General features: G+C 31.6%; 17 protein-coding genes. All 17 read right to left on the bottom strand.

The features are described 5' to 3' along the window. Positions 1-8: 8 nt before the first annotated feature. Positions 9-713 (bottom strand): CPBP family intramembrane glutamic endopeptidase, encoded by a 705-nt coding sequence (locus ABDZ69_RS02210; protein WP_343766016.1) that lies wholly within the window; start codon positions 711-713, stop codon positions 9-11. 81 nt (positions 714-794) lie between these two features. Then, positions 795-1379: a ribosome biogenesis GTP-binding protein YihA/YsxC gene (gene yihA, locus ABDZ69_RS02205; protein ID WP_343769558.1), complete on the bottom strand. Its 585-nt coding sequence runs from the start codon at positions 1377-1379 to the stop codon at positions 795-797. A 33-nt stretch (positions 1380-1412) separates the two neighbouring features. Continuing rightward, on the bottom strand, positions 1413-3728 hold the full coding sequence (lon, locus tag ABDZ69_RS02200; RefSeq protein ID WP_343766014.1) for an endopeptidase La: 2316 nt from the start codon (positions 3726-3728) through the stop codon (positions 1413-1415). A 166-nt stretch (positions 3729-3894) separates the two neighbouring features. After that, the gene (lonB, locus tag ABDZ69_RS02195; protein ID WP_343766011.1) at positions 3895-5577 is read right to left on the bottom strand and encodes an ATP-dependent protease LonB; all 1683 of its coding nucleotides are present in this window, start codon (positions 5575-5577) and stop codon (positions 3895-3897) included. A gap of 111 nt (positions 5578-5688) precedes the next feature. After that, entirely contained in the window at positions 5689-6978 is a 1290-nt protein-coding gene (gene clpX, locus ABDZ69_RS02190; RefSeq protein WP_343766008.1) for an ATP-dependent Clp protease ATP-binding subunit ClpX, read from the bottom strand. Positions 6979-6999: 21 nt separating this feature from the next. Continuing rightward, the gene (clpP, locus tag ABDZ69_RS02185; protein ID WP_343769556.1) at positions 7000-7611 is read right to left on the bottom strand and encodes an ATP-dependent Clp endopeptidase proteolytic subunit ClpP; all 612 of its coding nucleotides are present in this window, start codon (positions 7609-7611) and stop codon (positions 7000-7002) included. Positions 7612-7681: 70 nt separating this feature from the next. Further along, positions 7682-8974 (bottom strand): trigger factor, encoded by a 1293-nt coding sequence (gene tig, locus ABDZ69_RS02180; RefSeq protein WP_343766005.1) that lies wholly within the window; start codon positions 8972-8974, stop codon positions 7682-7684. Between the two features lie 200 nt (positions 8975-9174). After that, positions 9175-9969, bottom strand: a complete 795-nt coding sequence (locus tag ABDZ69_RS02175; protein WP_343766003.1) for a hypothetical protein — start codon at positions 9967-9969, stop codon at positions 9175-9177. Positions 9970-10111: 142 nt separating this feature from the next. Continuing rightward, positions 10112-13303, bottom strand: coding sequence for a carbamoyl-phosphate synthase (glutamine-hydrolyzing) large subunit (gene carB / locus ABDZ69_RS02170; protein WP_343766001.1), 3192 nt, complete (start codon positions 13301-13303; stop codon positions 10112-10114). A 14-nt stretch (positions 13304-13317) separates the two neighbouring features. Further along, positions 13318-14403, bottom strand: a complete 1086-nt coding sequence (carA, locus tag ABDZ69_RS02165; protein ID WP_343765998.1) for a glutamine-hydrolyzing carbamoyl-phosphate synthase small subunit — start codon at positions 14401-14403, stop codon at positions 13318-13320. A gap of 99 nt (positions 14404-14502) precedes the next feature. Next, the gene (gene pyrE, locus ABDZ69_RS02160) at positions 14503-15075 is read right to left on the bottom strand and encodes an orotate phosphoribosyltransferase (protein ID WP_343765995.1); all 573 of its coding nucleotides are present in this window, start codon (positions 15073-15075) and stop codon (positions 14503-14505) included. Between the two features lie 12 nt (positions 15076-15087). Then, positions 15088-15981 (bottom strand): dihydroorotate dehydrogenase, encoded by an 894-nt coding sequence (locus ABDZ69_RS02155; protein WP_343765993.1) that lies wholly within the window; start codon positions 15979-15981, stop codon positions 15088-15090. Between the two features lies 1 nt (position 15982). After that, positions 15983-16717 (bottom strand): dihydroorotate dehydrogenase electron transfer subunit, encoded by a 735-nt coding sequence (locus tag ABDZ69_RS02150; RefSeq protein ID WP_343769554.1) that lies wholly within the window; start codon positions 16715-16717, stop codon positions 15983-15985. Between the two features lie 13 nt (positions 16718-16730). Then, a complete protein-coding gene (gene pyrF / locus ABDZ69_RS02145; RefSeq protein WP_343765990.1) occupies positions 16731-17597 on the bottom strand; it encodes an orotidine-5'-phosphate decarboxylase in 867 nt (288 codons plus the stop codon). Beyond that, complete coding sequence (locus ABDZ69_RS02140) at positions 17584-18771, bottom strand: dihydroorotase (RefSeq protein WP_343765987.1); 1188 nt, start codon at positions 18769-18771, stop codon at positions 17584-17586. The genes pyrF and ABDZ69_RS02140 overlap by 14 nt, the downstream gene beginning before the upstream one ends. Then, a complete protein-coding gene (locus ABDZ69_RS02135; protein ID WP_343765984.1) occupies positions 18759-19205 on the bottom strand; it encodes an aspartate carbamoyltransferase regulatory subunit in 447 nt (148 codons plus the stop codon). Before ABDZ69_RS02135 ends, ABDZ69_RS02140 begins: the two co-directional genes overlap by 13 nt. Then, positions 19205-20128 (bottom strand): aspartate carbamoyltransferase, encoded by a 924-nt coding sequence (gene pyrB, locus ABDZ69_RS02130; RefSeq protein ID WP_343765982.1) that lies wholly within the window; start codon positions 20126-20128, stop codon positions 19205-19207. The genes ABDZ69_RS02135 and pyrB overlap by 1 nt, the downstream gene beginning before the upstream one ends. Positions 20129-20492: the final 364 nt, after the last annotated feature.

Genomic DNA, 20492 nt, shown 5'->3' with positions numbered 1-20492 from the left:
TTCTAATTTTAATATAATTTTTGAATTAGTATAGCAAAAGTAGATACAGAATTAAAGAAAGCGTGGTTAAATACCGCATACCAATAACCATGTTTATTTATTAAATAACAGTTAAAAAGTCCTATCCAAAATATGGCCGGAAATGATTTTAAATTAAAATGAACTAGGCTAAAAATTAAACTAGTTATTATTGAAGATATAACCATACCTAATCTATTCTTAAAAATCTTTTGCAAGAATAACCATCTAAAGGTAAATTCTTCAATTATAGGGGCAAATATAACTATTATAGGAATAGTCATAATATACCTTTTCAATGGAAGCTCAGTGATTTGAGTAATTATTTCTTGGTCTTTTATGGGAAAATTAAATAATGAAAAAACGCTTAAAGCTATTATAGCTATAATTATGGTTCCCAAATAAGAAATCAGAGAATATTTAAAGGCTCTAAGTATTTTAAAGTTTTTAATGGTAAAACCATATGAATAATAATCTTCCCTACCGCTATCTCTTATATATTTAATACAAATTAAAACCAATATAAAGGGCAATAAATTTTGTGTAAATAAACTTAAAATTAAATATATAATGCTAATAACTAACAATAAAACTTTTCCTCTTCCTCTTTCATTCCAATATTTCATAAATAATATCAGAGGAGGAATATACAGCACTAAAAATACTATAGCATTTTTAATAAAATTTAAATACATGAAAATCACTTCCTCAAAAAATATATAGATATAAATATGGCATGTAATACTGAAATCTTTAGTACTACATGCCAGCATACATTACTGATTTAATGATGAAAAAATATTTTCTAATAAATCTTCTTTTCCAACTTTTTTTAAGGTTGAATGATATATAATTTTATCATCACTTATCTCTAAGGTGTCTCTTATATCTTTTCTACTTTTAGCTAGTTCACTTTTATTTAATTTATCACTTTTAGTAGCAACTACTACGTAGTCATATCCAAAATGCTTAATCCACTCATGCATTATCATATCATCTTCTGTTGGCTTACGTCTACAATCTACTAATAGTACAATTTTTTTTAATTGAGGTCTATTATTTAAATAGGTTTCAATTGTCTTACCCCAACTTGCTTGTTCCACTTTAGATACTTTAGCATAACCATACCCAGGTAAATCTACAAAGTAAAAATGATTATTTATAAGAAAGAAATTTATCAATCTAGTTTTACCAGGTGTACCACTAACCTTAACTAATTTTCTTCTGTTAGTTAGGCTATTTATTAAAGAAGATTTTCCCACATTTGATCTACCTACAAAAGCTATTTCATATCTTTCATCTTTTGGATATTGAGAGGGATTCACAGCTGATGTAATAAATTCAGATTGTTTTATTTCCATTTCCATTTCCATTTCCATTTTCATCCTCCCAACTTATTCCGCTAACGCATTTTTAAGTACTTCTTCTACATTATCTACTAATATAAATTTCACTTTATTTTTAATAGTTTTTGGTATCTTAAGTAAATCTTTTTCATTTTCTCTTGGAATTATTACTGTATCAATGCCAGCCCTAAAAGCTGCAAGAGTCTTCTCTTTTAAACCACCAATAGGCAATGCTCTACCAGTAAGTGTTACTTCTCCTGTCATGGCAATATTGTGTTTTACTTTTCTATTACTTAATGCTGAAACCATAGCAGTTATCATAGTAAGACCTGCTGAGGGACCATCTTTTGGTACGGCACCTTCTGGAACATGTATATGTATATCCTTATTTTTATAAAAATCACCATCTATTCCATACTTATCCGAATTGCTTCTAATGTAGCTATATCCAGTTCTAGCAGATTCTTTCATAACATCTCCTAGTTTGCCAGTAAGCTCTAGTTTTCCCGTTCCATTCATCACTGTTACTTCTACAGGTAGAGTATCTCCACCATATCCAGTCCAAGCCATTCCCATAACTACACCTACTTGATCTACTTTGCTACTCTTTTCATAGGTATAAATCACAGGCCCTAAGTACTTCCTTACATTATTTGTATTAATACTTATGCTTTCTTTATTTTTTTCCACCATTTCGGCAATGGCTTTTCTTATAACAGAGGCAACTTTTCTGTCTAGACTTCTTACTCCAGATTCCCTAGTATATCCATCTATAATAAATTCTATAGCTGAATCTGATATTTGAATTTTACCTTCATCAATACTATGTTCTTTTAGCTTTTTAGGTATTAAATGATCCTTAGCAATATGTAATTTCTCTTCTGATGTATATCCAGACACTTCTATAACTTCCATTCTATCCATTAATGGTCTTGGAATAGTATGAAGTGTATTGGCTGTAGTTATAAATAAAACATTTGATAAATCAAAATCTAATTCTAAGTAATGATCTCTAAAGGTAGAATTTTGTTCACTATCTAAAACCTCTAATAAGGCATCTGCTGGATCCCCTCTAAAATCATTGCTCATTTTATCTATTTCATCTAGCAAAAATAGTGGATTTTTTGATTTAGCCTGCTTTAATCCATAGATTACTCTTCCTGGTATAGCTCCTACATAAGTCTTTCTATGGCCTCTTATCTCAGCCTCATCTCTAACACCACCTAAAGACATTCTAACAAAATTCCTATTTAGAGCATGTGCAATTGATCTACCTATAGAAGTCTTTCCAACTCCTGGAGGACCAACAAGACAAAGTATAGGTCCTTTCAAGGAATTACTCATCTTTTTAACAGCTAAAAACTCAATTATTCTGTTTTTTACATCTTCTAGTCCATAATGTTCTTTTTCTAAAATTTCTCTTGCTCTTTTTATATCTAAGTTATCTTCTGTTTCCGCATTCCAAGGTAAATCTAAGATCCAATCTAGATATGTTCTTATTACTCCACCTTCTGCAGAATAGGAACCGCTATTTTTTAGTCTATCCAATTCATATAGAGCTTTTTCTTTTACTCCCTTTGGTAACTTAGCTTTACTTATTCTATTCTTGTATTTAGATATTTCCTTTTTATCTTCATCATCTTCCCCAAGCTCTTCTTGTATAGCTTTTAATTGTTCCCTTAGATAATACTCTTTTTGAACCTTATCTATTTTATTTTTTACTTTAGTTCCTATCTTTTTTTCTATTTTTAAAAGATCTATTTCATTGTTTAAAAATATTATAAGCTTCTCTAATCTTTCTTCAACTGTGTAAGCATCTAATAACTCTTGCTTTTTATCCTGTTTTAAAATTAAATAAGAACTGATTACATCTGCAAACCTACCTGCACTCTCTACATCTTCTAAGCTTACCATAGTATCTGGTGGTATATTACCTGCTAATTTCATATACTCATCAAAAGCTTTTTTAAGAGTTCTCAGCAGGGCCTCACATTTATTTCCTTCATCACAAATTATATCCTCTAATTTTTCTATTTCTGCTCTAAAAAATGGTTCTTTATGTACAATACTATTTATTTTAGCTCTATCTTCACCTTCTACCAGTACCCTTACCGTATCTCCTGGCAACTTTAATATTTGCTTTATATTACAAATAGTTCCAACTTGGAATATGTCATTTTCTTCTGGTTCCTCTACTTTTGCTTCTTTTTGAGTTGCTAAAAATATTTTCTGACCATTTAGCATAGCTTCTTCTAAAGCCAAAATAGATTTTTCTCTACCTACATCAAAATGCATTACCATATACGGAAATATGGTTATACCTCTTAAAGGAATTAGAGGAAGAACTATTAATTCTTTTTCCATGCTTCTCTCCTCACTTTACTTAATCCATTTATATTTATGATTTGACTAATATATTATAACCATAAAAGTATTATTTTTCAATGAAAATTAGCATTGTAAATATGGCTTAAAAGTTAATAAAACTATAAAATCTCCTTTATAAAGGAGATTTTATACCTCAATACTTCTATTGAATCTCAAGGGGAGTGGCGGATAGAACTTCATTACTAATATTTATAGACGTTATATTAGAATTATTTTCCGAATTTATTAATGATAGATTTAAAACCTCATCTATGTTTTTTACTGGAATAACTTCTGCTCCTTCTACATTATTAAATCCCTCTTGCCAATTATCATGAGGTATGATAATTTTTTTAGCCCCAGCCTTTACAGCTGCTTCTATCTTGCTATTTACTCCTCCAACTGGCCTTACTTCACCATAAAGAGAAATTTCTCCTGTCATAGCTACTTCATTATGAATAGGTATTTTATTTACAGCGCTATATATTGCTGAAGCCATACTTATTCCAGCTGATGGACCATCCACGGGAGCACCTCCTGGAAAGTTTACATGTATATCATATTCATTAAAGTTTATATCAAAAACATTTTGAAGAGCAGTTAATACATTTTCAACAGAACATTTTGCAGTACTTTTTCTGGTAATTTTCCTATCGAAAGAACTTACTTCTTCTTCTTCAACTATGCCTGTTACATTTATTTTCCCCTTTGAAAAATGGCTTTTCTTAGCTGTTACTTCTATTTCCATCAATGTTCCCATATTGGCTCCATAAACCGCAAGCCCATTAACATGACCAATTCTAGGCTCATCATTTATCTTAATTTCAGGTCTAGGAGAATATTGACCATTTTCTATTATCCACTCTACATCACTTAATGTAATATTTTTTCTACCATCATGCAAAGCTATACCTGAGGCAAGCTGTATTAAATTTACTGCATCCCTTCCATTATTACAATATCTTCCTATCGTATTGCAGGCTTTTTCATCTAAAGAGTATCCGATTTTATCTGTAGCATTTTTAGCTATTATCTCTATCTCTTCTGGAAGTAATGGTCTAAAGAAGACCTCTACACATCTTGAACGAAGAGCAGGAGTAATCTCCTGAGGGCTTCTTGTAGTGGCTCCAACTAATCTAAAATCTGCAGGTAAACCATTATCAAATATATCTTTTATATGCAATGGCATATTTGGATCTGAAGCATTATAGTAAGCACTATCTAAGAATACCTTTCTATCCTCTAAAACCTTTAATAATTTATTCATTTCTATAGGATGAAGCTCCCCAATTTCATCAATAAACAATACTCCTCCATGAGCCTTAGTTACTGCTCCTGGTTTAGGTTGAGGGATTCCCGCTACTCCAAGAGGTCCTGCCCCTTGATATATTGGATCGTGAACTGATCCAATTAAGGGATCAGCAATTCCCCTATCATCAAATCTTATAGTAGTAGCATCGATTTCAATAAATTTCGCTTCATTTTTAAATGGGGAATACTCCCTTTTTTTTGCATCTTCTAACACAAGCCTTGCAGCAGCTGTTTTTCCTATTCCTGGTGGACCATAAATTATTACATGTTGAGGGTTAGGGCCGCATAAAGCTGCCTGTAAAGCTTTTATTCCCTTTTCCTGGCCTATTATTTCACTAAAAGTTGAAGGTCTACTTTTTTCCGTTAGTGGCTCAGAAAGCTTTATATTTCTTAAGTTTTTTAAATTATCCATTTCCTTTTTGCTTTCTTTATTAATAACAACCTTACTATTTTGCTGACCTTTTAATGCATTAAAAAAATATAACCCCATTATTATTGTAATTACAAATTGCACTGCCATAAACGCATTTGTCATTGTCATCATCCTCTCATGAAAATCCTTAGTAAACTATTCTTTATTATGCACAATTTTCCTAATTACTATTCCATATGAGGAAATAAAAAAGAATAGGATTTTACCTATTCTTTAAGCCGTTTCTGGTCCCTTTTTACTTCTTGTTTTTTTAGTCTTTATTGGTGCTCTTTTTCCATCTTCTGAATGAATTAACTCAGGAGACTTCGAAGTCATAGTATCCTTATTAATTATAACCTTTTTAATGCTTTCTTCAGATGGTATCCTAAACATAATATCTTTCATAATATCTTCAAGAATTGCTCTCAATCCTCTAGCACCAGTACTTCTCTTTATTGCCTCTTCTGCAATAGCTTGAAGTGCCTCTTCTTCAAATTCCAGCTCTACATTATCAATTTCAAATAGCCTTTTATACTGTTTAACCAATGCATTTCTAGGCTTACTTAAAATATTTACAAGAGCCTCTTTATCTAGTGCAGCTAGTGTTACTAGGATAGGAAGTCTTCCTATAAACTCTGGAATTAAGCCAAATTTCAATAAATCTCCTGGCATTATTTCCTTTAATAGGCTTCCAATATCTTTTTCCTTTTTTGATAAAATATCAGCACCAAATCCTATAGAACTATTTTTAGTTCTCTTTTCAATAATTTTATCTACACCATCAAAAGCTCCACCGCAGATAAATAAAATATTAGTAGTATTTATTTGAATGAACTCTTGATGTGGATGCTTTCTTCCACCTTGTGGCGGAACAGATGCTATAGTTCCTTCTAAAATCTTTAATAGCGCTTGTTGCACTCCTTCACCAGATACATCTCTAGTTATAGAAGGATTTTCAGACTTTCTAGCAATTTTATCTATTTCGTCTATATAAATTATTCCTCTTTCAGCTTTTTCTACATCATAATCTGCATTTTGAATGAGTTTTAGAAGAATATTTTCAACATCCTCACCTACATAGCCTGCTTCTGTTAAAGTAGTTGCATCTGCAATAGCAAAGGGTACATTTAAGTACTTAGCTAAAGTTTGTGCAAGTAATGTTTTTCCTGAACCTGTTGGGCCAAGCAATAGTATATTACTCTTTTGTATTTCTACATCCTCTGAAAAGTTTGAAGCATTTATTCTCTTATAGTGATTATAAACTGCCACTGATAATGCTTTCTTTGCCTCATCTTGCCCTATAATATATTGATCAAGATAATTTTTGATCTCCATTGGCTTTGGTAAAGATTCTATTTCAATGTTAACATCTTCTTCAAATTCATCACTTATTATTTCTGAACAAAGTTCAATACATTCATCACAAATGTATACTCCTGGCCCAGCTATAAGCCTTCTTACTTGATCCTGTGTTTTACCACAAAAAGAGCACTTCAACTGTTTCTTGTCATCACCTTTCGCCATCTTTTCACCCCTCAATCAAGCTTATTTTTTCTTTGTCATAACCTCATCTATTAATCCATAAGCTTTTGCTGCCTCAGGATCCATAAAGTTATCTCTTTCTGTATCTCTTTCAATAACCTCTAATGGCTGACCTGTTTTTTCACTTAGTATTTGATTAAGCTTTTTCTTCATTTTTAATATTCTTTCTGCATGAATACCTATATCTGTAGCCTGCCCTTGGAATCCACCTAATGGTTGGTGAATCATTATTTCACTATTTGGCAGGGAAGATCTTTTTCCCTTTGCGCCTGCCGCAAGTAAAAATGCTCCCATTGAAGCAGCCATACCAATACATATTGTAGCTACATCTGGCTTTATATATTGCATAGTATCGTAAATTGCCATTCCAGATGTTATAGATCCTCCTGGGCTATTAATATATAAGTATATATCTTTATCTGGATCCTCTGCCTCTAAGAATAATAACTGTGATACAACTAAGCTAGCTGTAACATCATTTATTTGATCAGATAACATAATAATTCTATCCTTTAAAAGTCTAGAATATATATCGTAAGACCTTTCTCCTCTATTAGTTTGCTCAACAACTATAGGAACTAAACTCATAACTTTCTCCTCCTTATTAGCTTTAATTGAACCCCATTGTGGTTTTAAAAATAATTAAAATTTAATTGCCAGAAGTTCTCCTGGCAATTATCATATATTATGCTATAGCTTTGCTGTTGTCAACCAATAATTTAACTACTTTTTCATTTATAACATCTAATTTTAAGAAATTCTTTTGGCTATCCATAATTAACTTAGCAGTTTTTTCAACTTCTTTATCTCCATATTGTTTAGCCATTTCTTTAGCTCTTTCCATCATTTCTTCTTCTGTAGCTTCAATTGCTTCTGCTTTAGCAATTTCTCCTAGAACTAGCTCTGTTTTAACTCTCTTTACAGCAGCATCATTCATGTATTCTCTTACTTTTTCTTCATTGCTATTTGTATATTGATAATATGTTTCTAAATCTAGTCCTTGGTATTTTAATCTCATTTCTAAATCTTTTATCATATTATCTATTTCAGTATTTACCATTACTTCTGGAATTTCTATTTTAGCATTTTCACAAGCAGCATCTATAACCGCTTCTTCATATTCTCTTTTTGCTCTTCCTTCAGCTTCTTCTTCCATTTTCTTTTTCATATCTGCTTTTAATTCATCTATAGTATCAAACTCTGATACTTCTTTAGCAAATTCATCATCAAGCTCTGGTAATTCTTTAATTTTAATTTCTTTAATAGTTACATCAAATCTAGCAGGTTTTCCATTTAAATCTTCTCTGCCATATTCTTCTGGGAAGCTTACATTAACAGCCTTTTCTTCTCCAGCTTTTAATCCAATTAATTGTTCTTCAAAGTTACCTATGAATGTTCCTGAACCTATTTCAAGACTATAGTCAGTTCCTTCTCCACCTTCAAAAGCTACTTCATCTACAAAGCCTTTAAAGTCGATAACAGCTATATCTCCTTTTTCAACTGTGCCTTCTTCTTTTGCTGCTACTCTAGCATTTCTTGCCTGCATAGCTTTTAATTTTTCTGACACTTCTTCATCGCTTACTGGATAGCTGTTCTTTTTAACTTCTAATCCTTTGTATTCTCCTAGTTCAACTTCAGGCATTACTGTAATAGTTGCAGTATATATAAATTCTTTGCCCTCTCCAATTTGAACTATATCTATTGTTGGGTAATCTACTGGCTTTATATTATGTTCTTTTAAAGCTTCTGGATATGTACTATCGCAACAAATATTTATAGTATCTTCATAGAAAACTCCTTCACCATAATGCTTCTTTATTATGTTCATTGGAGCCTTTCCTTTTCTGAAGCCTGGTATATTGAAGCTCTTAGCATTTTTTGCATAGGCTTTCTTCATAGCCTCATTAAATTTGTCACTCTCTACAGTTATTTCTAACTTAACTATGTTCTTTTCTATTTTTTCCATAGTAGCTTTCATTACATTATTCCTCCTAATCACGTAAATGCTTATATTAACCTAAATATTATAACATATATTTAAAGTTATTAATATACAAGTAAGCTCAAATAATGTTAATTTACTCTAAAATTAACATATCAATTTATAATTATATAGGAAGTATTTATATTTTACAAACACTTTTTTAAAGAGAAATTATTTTTTTATGTATATGGCCATTACTTTAGGATTTCACCACTAGCCTTTAAAATAAATTTTTCTTTATCTATAATTATATCCAATCCCTTTTCATTTAAACTTTCAAATTTTATTTCGTTTCCTTCTAAATTTTGAATGTTTTTATGAATGTTATTTTTTAAATCTATAGTCCAAATATATTTTGTATTCTTATTAAACCAAGGTAACTGACTAACATAAGCTATGGTGCTTTCATCTATAAATTTAGGAGATTCACACCATATATAGCTGGGGTTAGTTTTTAATTGTTCTTCTCTGCTTATAGAAAATGTACCATTGGTAGAGGTGTAGCTGGGTTTAGTAATATCAAAAACCTTTCCATCAATGTTCATAGAATAGATTCTTTGAACCTTCTTATCATATATTGTTATGAGTTTTCCTGAAGGACTTATGTCATATATTATCTTACTCTCTAAGGGATGTATGTATTTAAACTTTCTATCTTTCCCTATGGACTCATAAATAACCTTTACACTTTCCCCACTACTTAAAGAAAAGTTATATCCTTCTTCCTTTTTTTCTTCTTGTTTTTCTTCTTGTTTACTATTACCATTATTATCAGTAAGAGTTTTTTCATTATTTTTAGGATTTAAATTACTTTTTCTATTAAAAAAAGTAATTTTTTTAATAGAAACTATATTCTTCATATTTATTCCTTGGCTAACCCAAGCTCCTATTACTATAAGCGTAATAACTAAAAATAATATAGTTCTTCTTCGTTTTCTTTTCTTCATTCTCTCATCATAATCTTTACTAAAAATACTTGGTTTGCCCACGACAACTCCTCCTAATTACCATTATAATATTACTAGAAGTCATATTTATTATAACTCAATTAGCAGTGAATTAGTAATAATTTTTTGTAAATATTCCGTATAATATAGAAAAAAGGGGATAATTATTTCCCCTTCTTCTAAATTAGTCTAAATAATAACTTATAGGATTATATTCTATAGCTTCTTTATAGTTTTTTCCCACATTTATTGCTTTTAAATAAGCCTTTGCCGTGTCTATGCAAGTAAATATTGGCACCCTATACTGTGAAGAATTTCTTCTTAACTTAAATCCTTCTCTATAAAGTTCATTTCCTCTAGTAGGAGTGTTTATAATCAAATCCATTTCTCCATTTTTTATCATGGTTTCTCCTCTATGAAAATCTGTTTCTTCACAGTCTACGTCATTACTTTTCAAGAATTTAGCCGTTCCTGAAGTAGCATATATTTTAAATCCTAAACCTATATACTCTCTTAATATGTCTAAGCTTTCTTTTCTATCTACTTCTTTTAAAGATACATATATGTTTCCTTTAGTGTTAATTTTAATTCCTGCCCCCACAAATCCTTTGTATAGAGATTCTTCTAAGTTCTTTCCAACTCCTAATACTTCTCCAGTAGACTTCATTTCTGGCCCTAAGTAAATATCCGCATTATTTAATTTTTCTCCAGAAAAAACTGGTACCTTTACTGCACAAATATTTTTATTTTCCATAAGTCCTGTACCATAGCTGCACTCTTTAAGAGTTTTTCCTAATTTTATTTGCACTGAAATGTCTACCATAGGCACTTGAGTTATTTTACTTAAAATCGGAACAGTTCTTGAAGCCCTTGGATTTACTTCAATTACATATAATTTATTACCATCGTAAGCATACTGTATATTTAATAAACCTTTTATATTAAGGCCTGTACCTATTTTCTTTGTATACTCTACAATTTTACTTATTACTTCTTCTCTTAAATTAATACTTGGATAAGCTATCATACTATCTCCAGAATGCACCCCTGTTCGTTCAATATGTTCCATTATTCCTGGTATTAAAATATCCTTTCCATCGCATAATGCATCTACTTCAATTTCAATTCCCTTTACATATTTATCAATTAATATTGGGTGATCTTTAGATAAACTTACCGCTTCCTTAATATATTTTTCTAGGGTTTCATCATTATAAACTACTTCCATAGCTCGTCCACCTATTACGTAAGAAGGTCTAACTACCACTGGATATCCTATTTTCTCTGCTACTTTATAAGCCTCTTCTTCCTTAGTTACACACCCTCCCTGTGGCGAATCTATATTTAATCCATCCAAGAACTCCTTAAACTTATCTCTGTCTTCCCCTAAATCTATTCCTTTAAAGGATGTACCTAATATTTTAACTCCTCTTCTATTAAGCTCCTCTCCTAAATTAATAGAAGTTTGTCCCCCTAATTCTATTATTACTCCCTCTACTCCTTCTTCTTTAACTATATCCATTATATTTTCTATATATATAGGTTCAAAATACAGTTTATCTGCGGTATCAAAGTCAGTACTTACAGTTTCTGGGTTGTTATTTATTATTATTGCCTTATATCCCGCCTTTTTTATTCCCCATATTCCGTGAACAGAACAATAATCAAATTCTATTCCTTGACCTATTCTTATTGGTCCTGACCCTATAATTAATACTTTTTTATCATTAGTAACTATATTTTCATTATCATTTTCATAAGAAGAGTAATAATACGGTGTATTAGATTCAAATTCCCCTGAGCATGTATCTACCATTTTGTAAATTGGACGTAAATCATATTCTTCTCTTAATTTTTCTACCTCTTCAACAGAAATATCTTTTAATTCACTTATGAACTTATCTGTAAATCCTAACTCTTTTATTTCCTTAAGAAACTCTCTGCTCAAACATTCATTCTTAATTCTTTCTTCTAAAGTTACAATATTTTCTATACCGTTCAAAAACCATAAATCAATTTCTGTGATTTCGTTTATGATGCCTTTACTTAAGCCTTTTCTTAATCCTTCTGCTATAGCAAAAACTCTTCTATCATCTCTTAATTTTATTATCTCTAAAAGTTCTTCTCTATTTTTATCTTTTAGTTCTTTAAGCTTTAGAGAATTAAACTTTCCATCTAAAGATACTATACCTTTCATTAAAGAGTTTTCAAAACTTCTTCCTATAGCCATTACTTCCCCTGTAGCCTTCATTTGAGTTCCTAAGGTTCTTTCTGCTTTTGTAAATTTATCGAAAGGCCACTTTGGTATCTTTGTCACAACGTAATCTACTACAGGCTCAAAACAAGCACTAGAGGTTCCTGTAACAGTATTTTTTATTTCATCTAAACTGTATCCTATGGCTATTTTAGCAGCAATTTTTGCTATGGGATATCCCGTCGCTTTAGATGCTAGAGCACTGGACCTACTAACTCTTGGGTTTACTTCTATTACAATATATTTCTTATCCGTAGGGTGCAGAGCAAATTGTACATTACAGCCCCCCTCTAGTTTCAAGCTCCTTATAATATCAATTGAGGATTTTCTAAGCATTTGATACTCTTCATCTCTAAGAGTTTGGCAGGGTGCAACTACTATACTATCTCCTGTATGAATTCCAACTGGGTCAAAATTCTCCATACTACATATTATTATACAATTATCTTTTCTATCTCTTATTACTTCAAACTCAATTTCCTTCCAGCCTGCTACACTTTGTTCTAAAAGTATTTGATTTATAGGGCTTAATTTTAACCCTAAACTACTTATTTCTCTTAGCTCATTTATATTATTTGCTATTCCGCCACCAGTTCCTCCAAGAGTATACGCAGGCCTAATGATAACTGGAAAACCATATTTTTCAACAAACTCTTCACATTCTTCTAGCTTTGTAGCTATTATGCTCATGGGAATAGGCTCACCTATTTCTATCATTAGATTCTTGAATTCTTCTCTACTTTCCGCCTTTTTAATTGCCTCTGAGTTTACTCCTAACATTTTAACTGAATATTTATCTAATATTCCACTATCCTTTAACTTCATTGCCAAGTTAAGGGCTGTTTGTCCTCCAAATCCAGCAAGTATTCCCTGCGGCTTTTCTTTTTCAATGATTCTTTCTAAGGTTTCCTCATTTAAAGGTTCTATATAAACTTTATCTGCTATATTGCTATCTGTCATTATAGTAGCTGGGTTACTATTTACTAATATTACTTCTATACCTTCTTCTTTTAAAGTTTTGCATGCCTGAGTACCTGAATAATCAAATTCTGCTCCTTGACCTATTATAATTGGACCTGAACCTAGTATTATTACCTTTTTTAATGATTTATCTAATGGCATATTATATTCCTCCCTTACGCACTTTTGCTTATCTTATTAATCTCAATATTTTTCATGAATCTATGGAAAAGATAATCTGTGTCCTCAGGTCCTGGGGAACCCTCAGGATGGAATTGTACTGAAAATACCGGCAAGTATTTATGCTTTATTCCTTCTACAGTGTTATCATTTAAATTTGTGTGAGTAATTATTATGTTTTTATCTTTTATACTTTCCATATCTACTGCATAGCTGTGGTTTTGAGAGGTTATAAAAGCCTTATCCTTTTCAATATCATAAACCCCATGATTTCCGCCCCTATGCCCATACTTCATTTTGTATGTGTCTGCCCCAAGTGCTAAGGATATTATTTGATGTCCTAAGCATATACCAAAAGTAGGATACTTAACTATTAACTTTTTTACAACTTCAACAGTTTCTAAAAGTGATTTTGGATCTCCTGGTCCATTACTTAAAAATACACCATCTAATTTTAGTTTATCAATCTCTTCCAAAGTTGCATTGTATGGAAGAAGAGTTATATCACAATTTAATTCTTTGAACTTTTCAATTATATTTTTCTTTATTCCAAAATCTATTATCCCTACTCTATGCCCATTGCCATTAATTCTTTCCATGGATTTTCTACTTACCATTTGAACAAAATTCTTATCCCAATGATAGCTATTCATAGTACTTTCTATATCTTCTCTTTTCATTTCTTTATCAGATATGACACATCTCATAGTGCCTGTGCTTCTTATTTTTTTAGTTATACTTCTTGTATCTACTCCATATATCCCAACAACATTCATCTTATTTAAAAATTCTTCTAAGCTTTCTTCACTCTTATAGTTAGATGGAATATTGCAAAGGTTTTTTACTACTAATCCTTTTGCATATACTTTATTACTTTCCATATCAAATTTATTTGTTCCGTAGTTACCTATGTTAGGGTAGGTCATGTTTATTATTTGCCCTGCATAGGAAGGATCTGTCAACGTTTCTTGATATCCTGTCATTGCTGTATTAAAAACTATTTCGCCTATTGCTATCCCTTTTTTACCAAAAATCTTTCCTTCATATATACTTCCATCTTCTAAATATAAAAATCCCTTCATTTTCATCACCTCATATTTAAATTTGAAGGTGAGGAAAAATGGATTTATTCCAAATTCCCTAACCTTTTTAGTCTCACTGGACTAATTTAAAGGATATTATTATTTTATATTTCTACTTCCTGGTTTAACATACTCTATGCCCTCTTTACACAAAGGACAATTTTCCTTATCATAAGATTTTACATCTATTTTAACTGCACTATATATTGGATAGGTCAGATTTACCCCCTCATCTCTTCTATCTACTATGCAGCTGAGTCCAACTACCTCTCCACCTAATTCTTCTATTAGCTTTACAACTTCTAGTGAAGATTTTCCTGTAGTTATAACATCTTCAGATATTATAACCTTTTGCCCTTTTTTAATTTCAAATCCTCTTCTTAAAGTCATAACCCCATCTTGTCTTTCTGAAAATATTCCTGGTTTATTTAGCTGTCTAGCTAGCTCATAAGCTACAACAATTCCTCCCATAGCTGGACCAACTACTAAGTCGAATTCTACATTTTTTAACTGTTCACTTACTACTTTAAGTACCTTCTCAGCCTTATCTGGATATTGAAGCAATTTTGCACACTGACAGTATTTATCACTATGTCTTCCTGATGATAGTAAGAAGTGTCCCTCTAAAAGTGCATCACATTCTTTTAATATATCAATTATTACTTTTTCCATACTTAAAACCTCCTAAATTATTCCTCTTATTTCTTCTAAACTTTTAATTCCTTGAGCTTTCATATAATTTTCTATACCATCTACAATTTCTATGCCCCCTCTAGGGTTTATAAAATTTACTGTACCTATTTGTATGGCTGAAGCTCCTGCCATGATAAACTCTATAGCATCTTGCCAATTCATTATGCCACCTAGGCCTATCACTGGTACATCTACCGCTTTACAAACTTCATAGACCATTCTAAGTGCAATTGGTTTTATAGCCGGCCCAGAAAGTCCTGCTGTTATGTTTTTAAATACTGGTTTCTTATCATGTATATCTATAGCCATGGCTTTGAAGGTATTAACTAATGATAAGCCATCCGCTCCCCCTTCGCAGCACTTATAGGCCATGTCTACAATATCTTCTGCGTTAGGGGATAATTTTACCATAAGAGGCTTATTGCATATATTTTTAACTTCTTTAACTACTTCGTAAGCAACTTTTGATTTTATACCAAATGCCATGCCCCCTTCTTTTACATTAGGGCAAGATATATTTAATTCAATCATATCCACTTCTGTTTTATTTAAAAGCTCTACTCCTTTTAAATAATCCTCTATTGTTCCTCCGCCTAGATTTGCAAGTATTACCGTATTTAACTTTTTCATTTTAGGATATTCATATTTTATAAAGTCTTCCACCCCGGGATTTTGTAGTCCTACACTGTTTAACATTCCCCCTGTGGTTTCATATACCCTCAAACCATCATTTCCATTTTTCTTATTAATGGTTAATCCCTTTGTACTTATTCCACCCAGCTTACTTACAGGGTAAAATCCATTGTACTCTTCTCCAAATCCAAAGGTTCCAGAGGCTGCTATAACAGGGTTCTTAAATTCTACACCACATATATTCACCATCATACTATTCCCTAAGCTCCTCTCCTAAAAATACTGGTCCTTCTTTGCAGGCTCTTTTATAACCATCATTAGTTTTGCAAGTACACACTAAGCATGCTCCCACTCCACAAGCCATGTGCTTCTCCATTGATACGTAAATAGTCACATCTTTTTCTTTGCACTTTGAAACTAACTTATTCATCATTATTTCTGGTCCACAGCTTATAACCACATCATAATTATCTACATCTACATAGTCAGTTATATATCCTTTTTCGCCTTCTTCCCCACTTTCCGTTGCTATTAACACCTTTTTCACATAGGGAGAAAACTTTTCTGTAGAATATGATTCATCTTTAAACCCTCCATAAAGATGAATTTCGCATAAATTTAACTTTTGAGCTAGATAGTACATTGGCGCTATGCCAATTCCTCCTGCGACTAAAGCTACCTTTCCTTTTATCTTATCTAAAGAAAATCCATTGCCTAGTGGCCCAGTTAACTTTATTTCATTTCCCTTTTGAAGCTTTTTTAATATCTCAGTGCCTTTTCCTACTATCTTATATAAGAAACTTATTCCCTCTTCATCTATGGAGTAAATACTTATTGGCCTACTAAGTAAAGGTTCATTTTCCCAAGCCCTTAACATATAAAATTGTCCAGGTTCTCCTTTAAAATCTCCTGAAATTTTAAGTTCCCATATACCACTACAAATTTCCTTATTATATAAAACCTTATCTTCTCTATACTCCATGGTTATCTCCTTTACTTTTTTATTTCTTACAATGTTTTAGAATAGCATCTCTCATGTTTATTGCTTCTTTCCTTGAGTAGTCCTCAAAACGTTCAAAGTTTCCTTCTTCCTTTTTGTAAGCTAAAAGTATTCCTCTTGAAGAATTTACAACTCCTCCATTGCCTTCCTTTAAATATAGAGCCACATCTTCAGCTTTTCCTCCTTGAGCACCGTATCCTGGTATTAAAAAGAAGGTATTGCTTAATTTGCTTCTCATGCTTATGGCTTCATCCACGTGAGTACATCCCACTACTCCTCCTATGGAGCTATACCCATATTTACCCACATACTCTTTTCCTAGGGTATTTATTTTTTCCCCCACAGCTTCATATACCTTGCCATCTTCTTTTGTTTCTAAGTATTCTATATCTTTAGCTCCCTTGTTGGAAGTTCTAACTAGGACGAAAAGTCCCTTTTCTTTCTCCTTTACATAGTCTAGGTAAGGCTCTATACTATCCATTCCCATGTAAGGATTTAAAGTTATAAAATCCGTTTCAAAGTCTCCTTCAAAGTGAGCTTTAGCATACATTTTTGCCGTATCTGCAATGTCTCCTCTTTTTATATCTGATATAATTATAGCTTCTTTGCTTTTAAGATAATCTAAGGTTTTTTTATAGGCTAATAGTCCTTCTAAACCTAAAGCTTCGTAATATGCAATTTGAACTTTAAAACAAGCTGCTACATCATCGGTTGCATCTATTATTCTTTGGTTAAATCTTAATATGGCTTCTCCCTGTGACCCGCATTTATTTATAAACTCTTTAGGAAGATAATCTATTGATGTATCAAGTCCTACACATACATGCCCTTTTTCCTTTACTCTCTCATACAATTTATCTATAATCATATACTATTCTTCCTCCCTTTATGGTTTTTAATATTTGACCCTTAAATTTCATTCCATCAAAAGGCGTATTTTTACCCTTTGAAATAAATTTTTTCCCCTGAATTTCAATTTCCTTTTCTAAATCTATTATAACCAAATCTCCCTCTAACCCGATTTTTATTTCTCCTTTATTTAATCCCATGATATTACTAGGATTTTTGGACATTATCTCTGATAGCTTGCTTAAACTTAGCCCCTCTTCCACTACTAATTTTGTGTAGCATATAGAAAAAGCTGTTTCTATTCCTGATATTCCCGGTGCTCCCTTTAGTTTATCTTCATGACTGTGAGGAGCATGGTCTGTAGCTATGGCATCTACCCATCCATCTTGTATAGCTTTTATTAAAAAGTTAACATCCTCTTCTTTCCTTATAGGCGGATTTACTCTATACTCTACCTCATCTGTAAGAGCAATATGATGTGGAGCTACTTCACAAGTTATTTCATACCCGCCCTTTTTAGCATCTATTATATATTCCATTGCTTCCTTAGTACTTACGTGAGCTATATGAATTGGACATTTTGTATATTTAGCTAAAGCTATATTTCTCCATGTCATAGTATTTTCCGATAGTCTTGTATCTAAAGCTACCAGTTCTTCATTTTCGCAATGACACATTACTATTATATTTTTATCCTTTGCTTTGACCATTGCATTGAGCATTGTGCTACTATTCATCACTTCTTTCCCATCTTCGGACATTATCTTAACCTTATCTTCTAATGTATCTATGTGACTTATAGTCTTTCCATCAAAATCCTTTGTTATAGAAACCGTTTGATGAATATCTACTAGATTTATTTTTTCTCCCCTAGTAATTACTTCATTTACTACTTCCATATTACTGCATATAGGATTTGTATTTGCCATTAAATTTACTGCAGTATATCCGCCCCGAACTGCTGCTCTACTTCCGCTTTCAATATCCTCTTTATAAGTAAACCCAGGTTCTCTAAAGTGTACATGGAGGTCTACAAAAGCTGGCATTACAACTTTTCCTTGTCCATCTATAACCTTACAATCCTTCTTTAGGTCTTCTCCTATTTCATTTATTAACCCATTCTTTATATAAATATCTCCGTAGAAATCTCCTCTCCAATCAACAACTCTTGCTCCCTTTATTAAAAGTTCCATAGGTAATCCACCTCAACTTTTAATATTTCTTCACAGTATTCACACTTATACTCGCCTTTACTCTCATCTGTTAGATGAAATACATGTGGCATATACTTTTCTATAGAAGTTACACATCTTGGATTTTTGCATCTTAGTATGCTTTCTACCTTACTTGGAAGATGAAGATTCACCTTTTCTTTTATATTTTCATTTTGAATAATGTTTATAGTGATATTTGGATCTATTAATCCTAACACAGTAAAGTCTATATCTATATTATTTTCAATTTTTATAATATCCTTTTTACCTAACTTTTCACTATATACATTCATTATTAGTGCCACAGAATAGTCTACTTTGTTAAGTCTCAGATAATTATAAATTTTTATTCCATAACCTGATTTAATGTGGTCTATAACTACACCATTTTTTATACTAGCTATAGTTAACATTACATCACCCCCAAAAGTTTTAGGATAAGTGCCATTCTTACATACATTCCGTACTTAGCTTGTAAGAAATACGCTGCTCTAGGATCTTCATCTATTTCATAACTAATTTCATTAACTCTTGGTAATGGATGTAATATTATCATGTTTTCAGAGGCTTTTTTCATTTTTTCCCTGTCTAGTATATAACTGTCCTTTAATCTTATATAATCTTCCTCGTTAAAAAATCTTTCTTTTTGTACTCTAGTCATATAAAGGATATCTAAGGAACCTATAACCTCTTCTATATTTTCTACTTCTATAAATTCAATATTATTTTTTTGCAATACTTCTTTTCTTATATAATTTGGAATTCTTAATTCTTCCGGTGATATTAAAATTATTTTATTATTCTCATATCGAGATAAGGACTTAATCAGTGAATGCACCGTTCTTCCAAACTTTAAGTCTCCACAGAATCCAACGGTCAAGTTTGATAAACTGCCTTTTAAAGATTTAATTGTCATTAAGTCTGTAAGTGTTTGAGTTGGATGTTGATGGCTACCATCTCCTGCATTTACTACTGGTATAGATGAATACATGGATGCAATTTTAGGTGCTCCTTCCTTTGGATGTCTCATAACTGCTATGTCAGCATAACAAGATATTGTTCTTATAGTATCTGCTATACTTTCCCCTTTTGATACAGAAGAAGAACTTGCCTCAGAGAATCCAATAACCTTTCCACCTAGCCTCATCATAGCTGCTTCAAAGCTTAATCTAGTTCTTGTACTTGGCTCATAAAACAAAGTAGCAAGAATCTTACCCTCACAAAGCTTTGAATACTTTTCAGGTTGTAGGAATATATCTCCAGCAAGTTCTAATAAATTATCAGTTTCTTCAATTGTAAGATCTCTAGGATCTAGTAAATGTCTTCCTTTTAACATGTTTACTCCTCCTTTTTAGTCTCTCTGTACTAAATTAAAAGTGTGTACCTATATATAAATCTTCTATGAGTGTCGTTCCACTAAACAATTCTAGATATATTTTTATTCGATTTTCTAAAACCACATAACTCGCTTTGCTCAGACAATGTGGTTTTTTAACGAAAACCTCTAAAAATATCTAAGAATTGCTAAGTTCACTCCAATGCATTTTCTTATTTATATATATTTACTTTGCTATTTTAATGAAGAAATTATTATCATAATTTCATATAATAAAAAAATGCCTTCCTTGAAGGAAGGCATAGATACACTATTACCAATAGATAAATTTTGCTTTATCTAACGCTTTCCTTTCGAGCCTCAC

The organism is Clostridium malenominatum (assembly GCF_039521365.1).
In the GTDB taxonomy this organism is placed as follows: Bacteria; Bacillota; Clostridia; order Clostridiales; family Clostridiaceae; genus Clostridium_AW; species Clostridium_AW malenominatum.
Note: the sequence above shows the minus strand (reverse complement) of the source record. Positions and strands in the feature narration are given on the sequence as shown.

What these genes read in the sequence shown, in the direction of transcription:
- tig (WP_343766005.1), bottom strand. Translation starts at nt 8,974, where the DNA reads ATGAAAGCTACTATGGAAAAAATAGAAAAGAACATAGTTAAGTTAGAA.
- yihA (WP_343769558.1), bottom strand. Translation starts at nt 1,379, where the DNA reads ATGGAAATAAAACAATCTGAATTTATTACATCAGCTGTGAATCCCTCT.
- lon (WP_343766014.1), bottom strand. Translation starts at nt 3,728, where the DNA reads ATGGAAAAAGAATTAATAGTTCTTCCTCTAATTCCTTTAAGAGGTATA.
- ABDZ69_RS02135 (WP_343765984.1), bottom strand. Translation starts at nt 19,205, where the DNA reads ATGTTAACTATAGCTAGTATAAAAAATGGTGTAGTTATAGACCACATT.
- pyrF (WP_343765990.1), bottom strand. Translation starts at nt 17,597, where the DNA reads ATGATTATAGATAAATTGTATGAGAGAGTAAAGGAAAAAGGGCATGTA.
- carB (WP_343766001.1), bottom strand. Translation starts at nt 13,303, where the DNA reads ATGCCATTAGATAAATCATTAAAAAAGGTAATAATACTAGGTTCAGGT.
- ABDZ69_RS02210 (WP_343766016.1), bottom strand. Translation starts at nt 713, where the DNA reads ATGTATTTAAATTTTATTAAAAATGCTATAGTATTTTTAGTGCTGTAT.
- clpX (WP_343766008.1), bottom strand. Translation starts at nt 6,978, where the DNA reads ATGGCGAAAGGTGATGACAAGAAACAGTTGAAGTGCTCTTTTTGTGGT.
- lonB (WP_343766011.1), bottom strand. Translation starts at nt 5,577, where the DNA reads ATGACAAATGCGTTTATGGCAGTGCAATTTGTAATTACAATAATAATG.
- pyrE (WP_343765995.1), bottom strand. Translation starts at nt 15,075, where the DNA reads ATGGAAAAAGTAATAATTGATATATTAAAAGAATGTGATGCACTTTTA.
- ABDZ69_RS02140 (WP_343765987.1), bottom strand. Translation starts at nt 18,771, where the DNA reads ATGGAACTTTTAATAAAGGGAGCAAGAGTTGTTGATTGGAGAGGAGAT.
- ABDZ69_RS02155 (WP_343765993.1), bottom strand. Translation starts at nt 15,981, where the DNA reads ATGATGGTGAATATATGTGGTGTAGAATTTAAGAACCCTGTTATAGCA.
- pyrB (WP_343765982.1), bottom strand. Translation starts at nt 20,128, where the DNA reads ATGTTAAAAGGAAGACATTTACTAGATCCTAGAGATCTTACAATTGAA.
- carA (WP_343765998.1), bottom strand. Translation starts at nt 14,403, where the DNA reads ATGAAGGGATTTTTATATTTAGAAGATGGAAGTATATATGAAGGAAAG.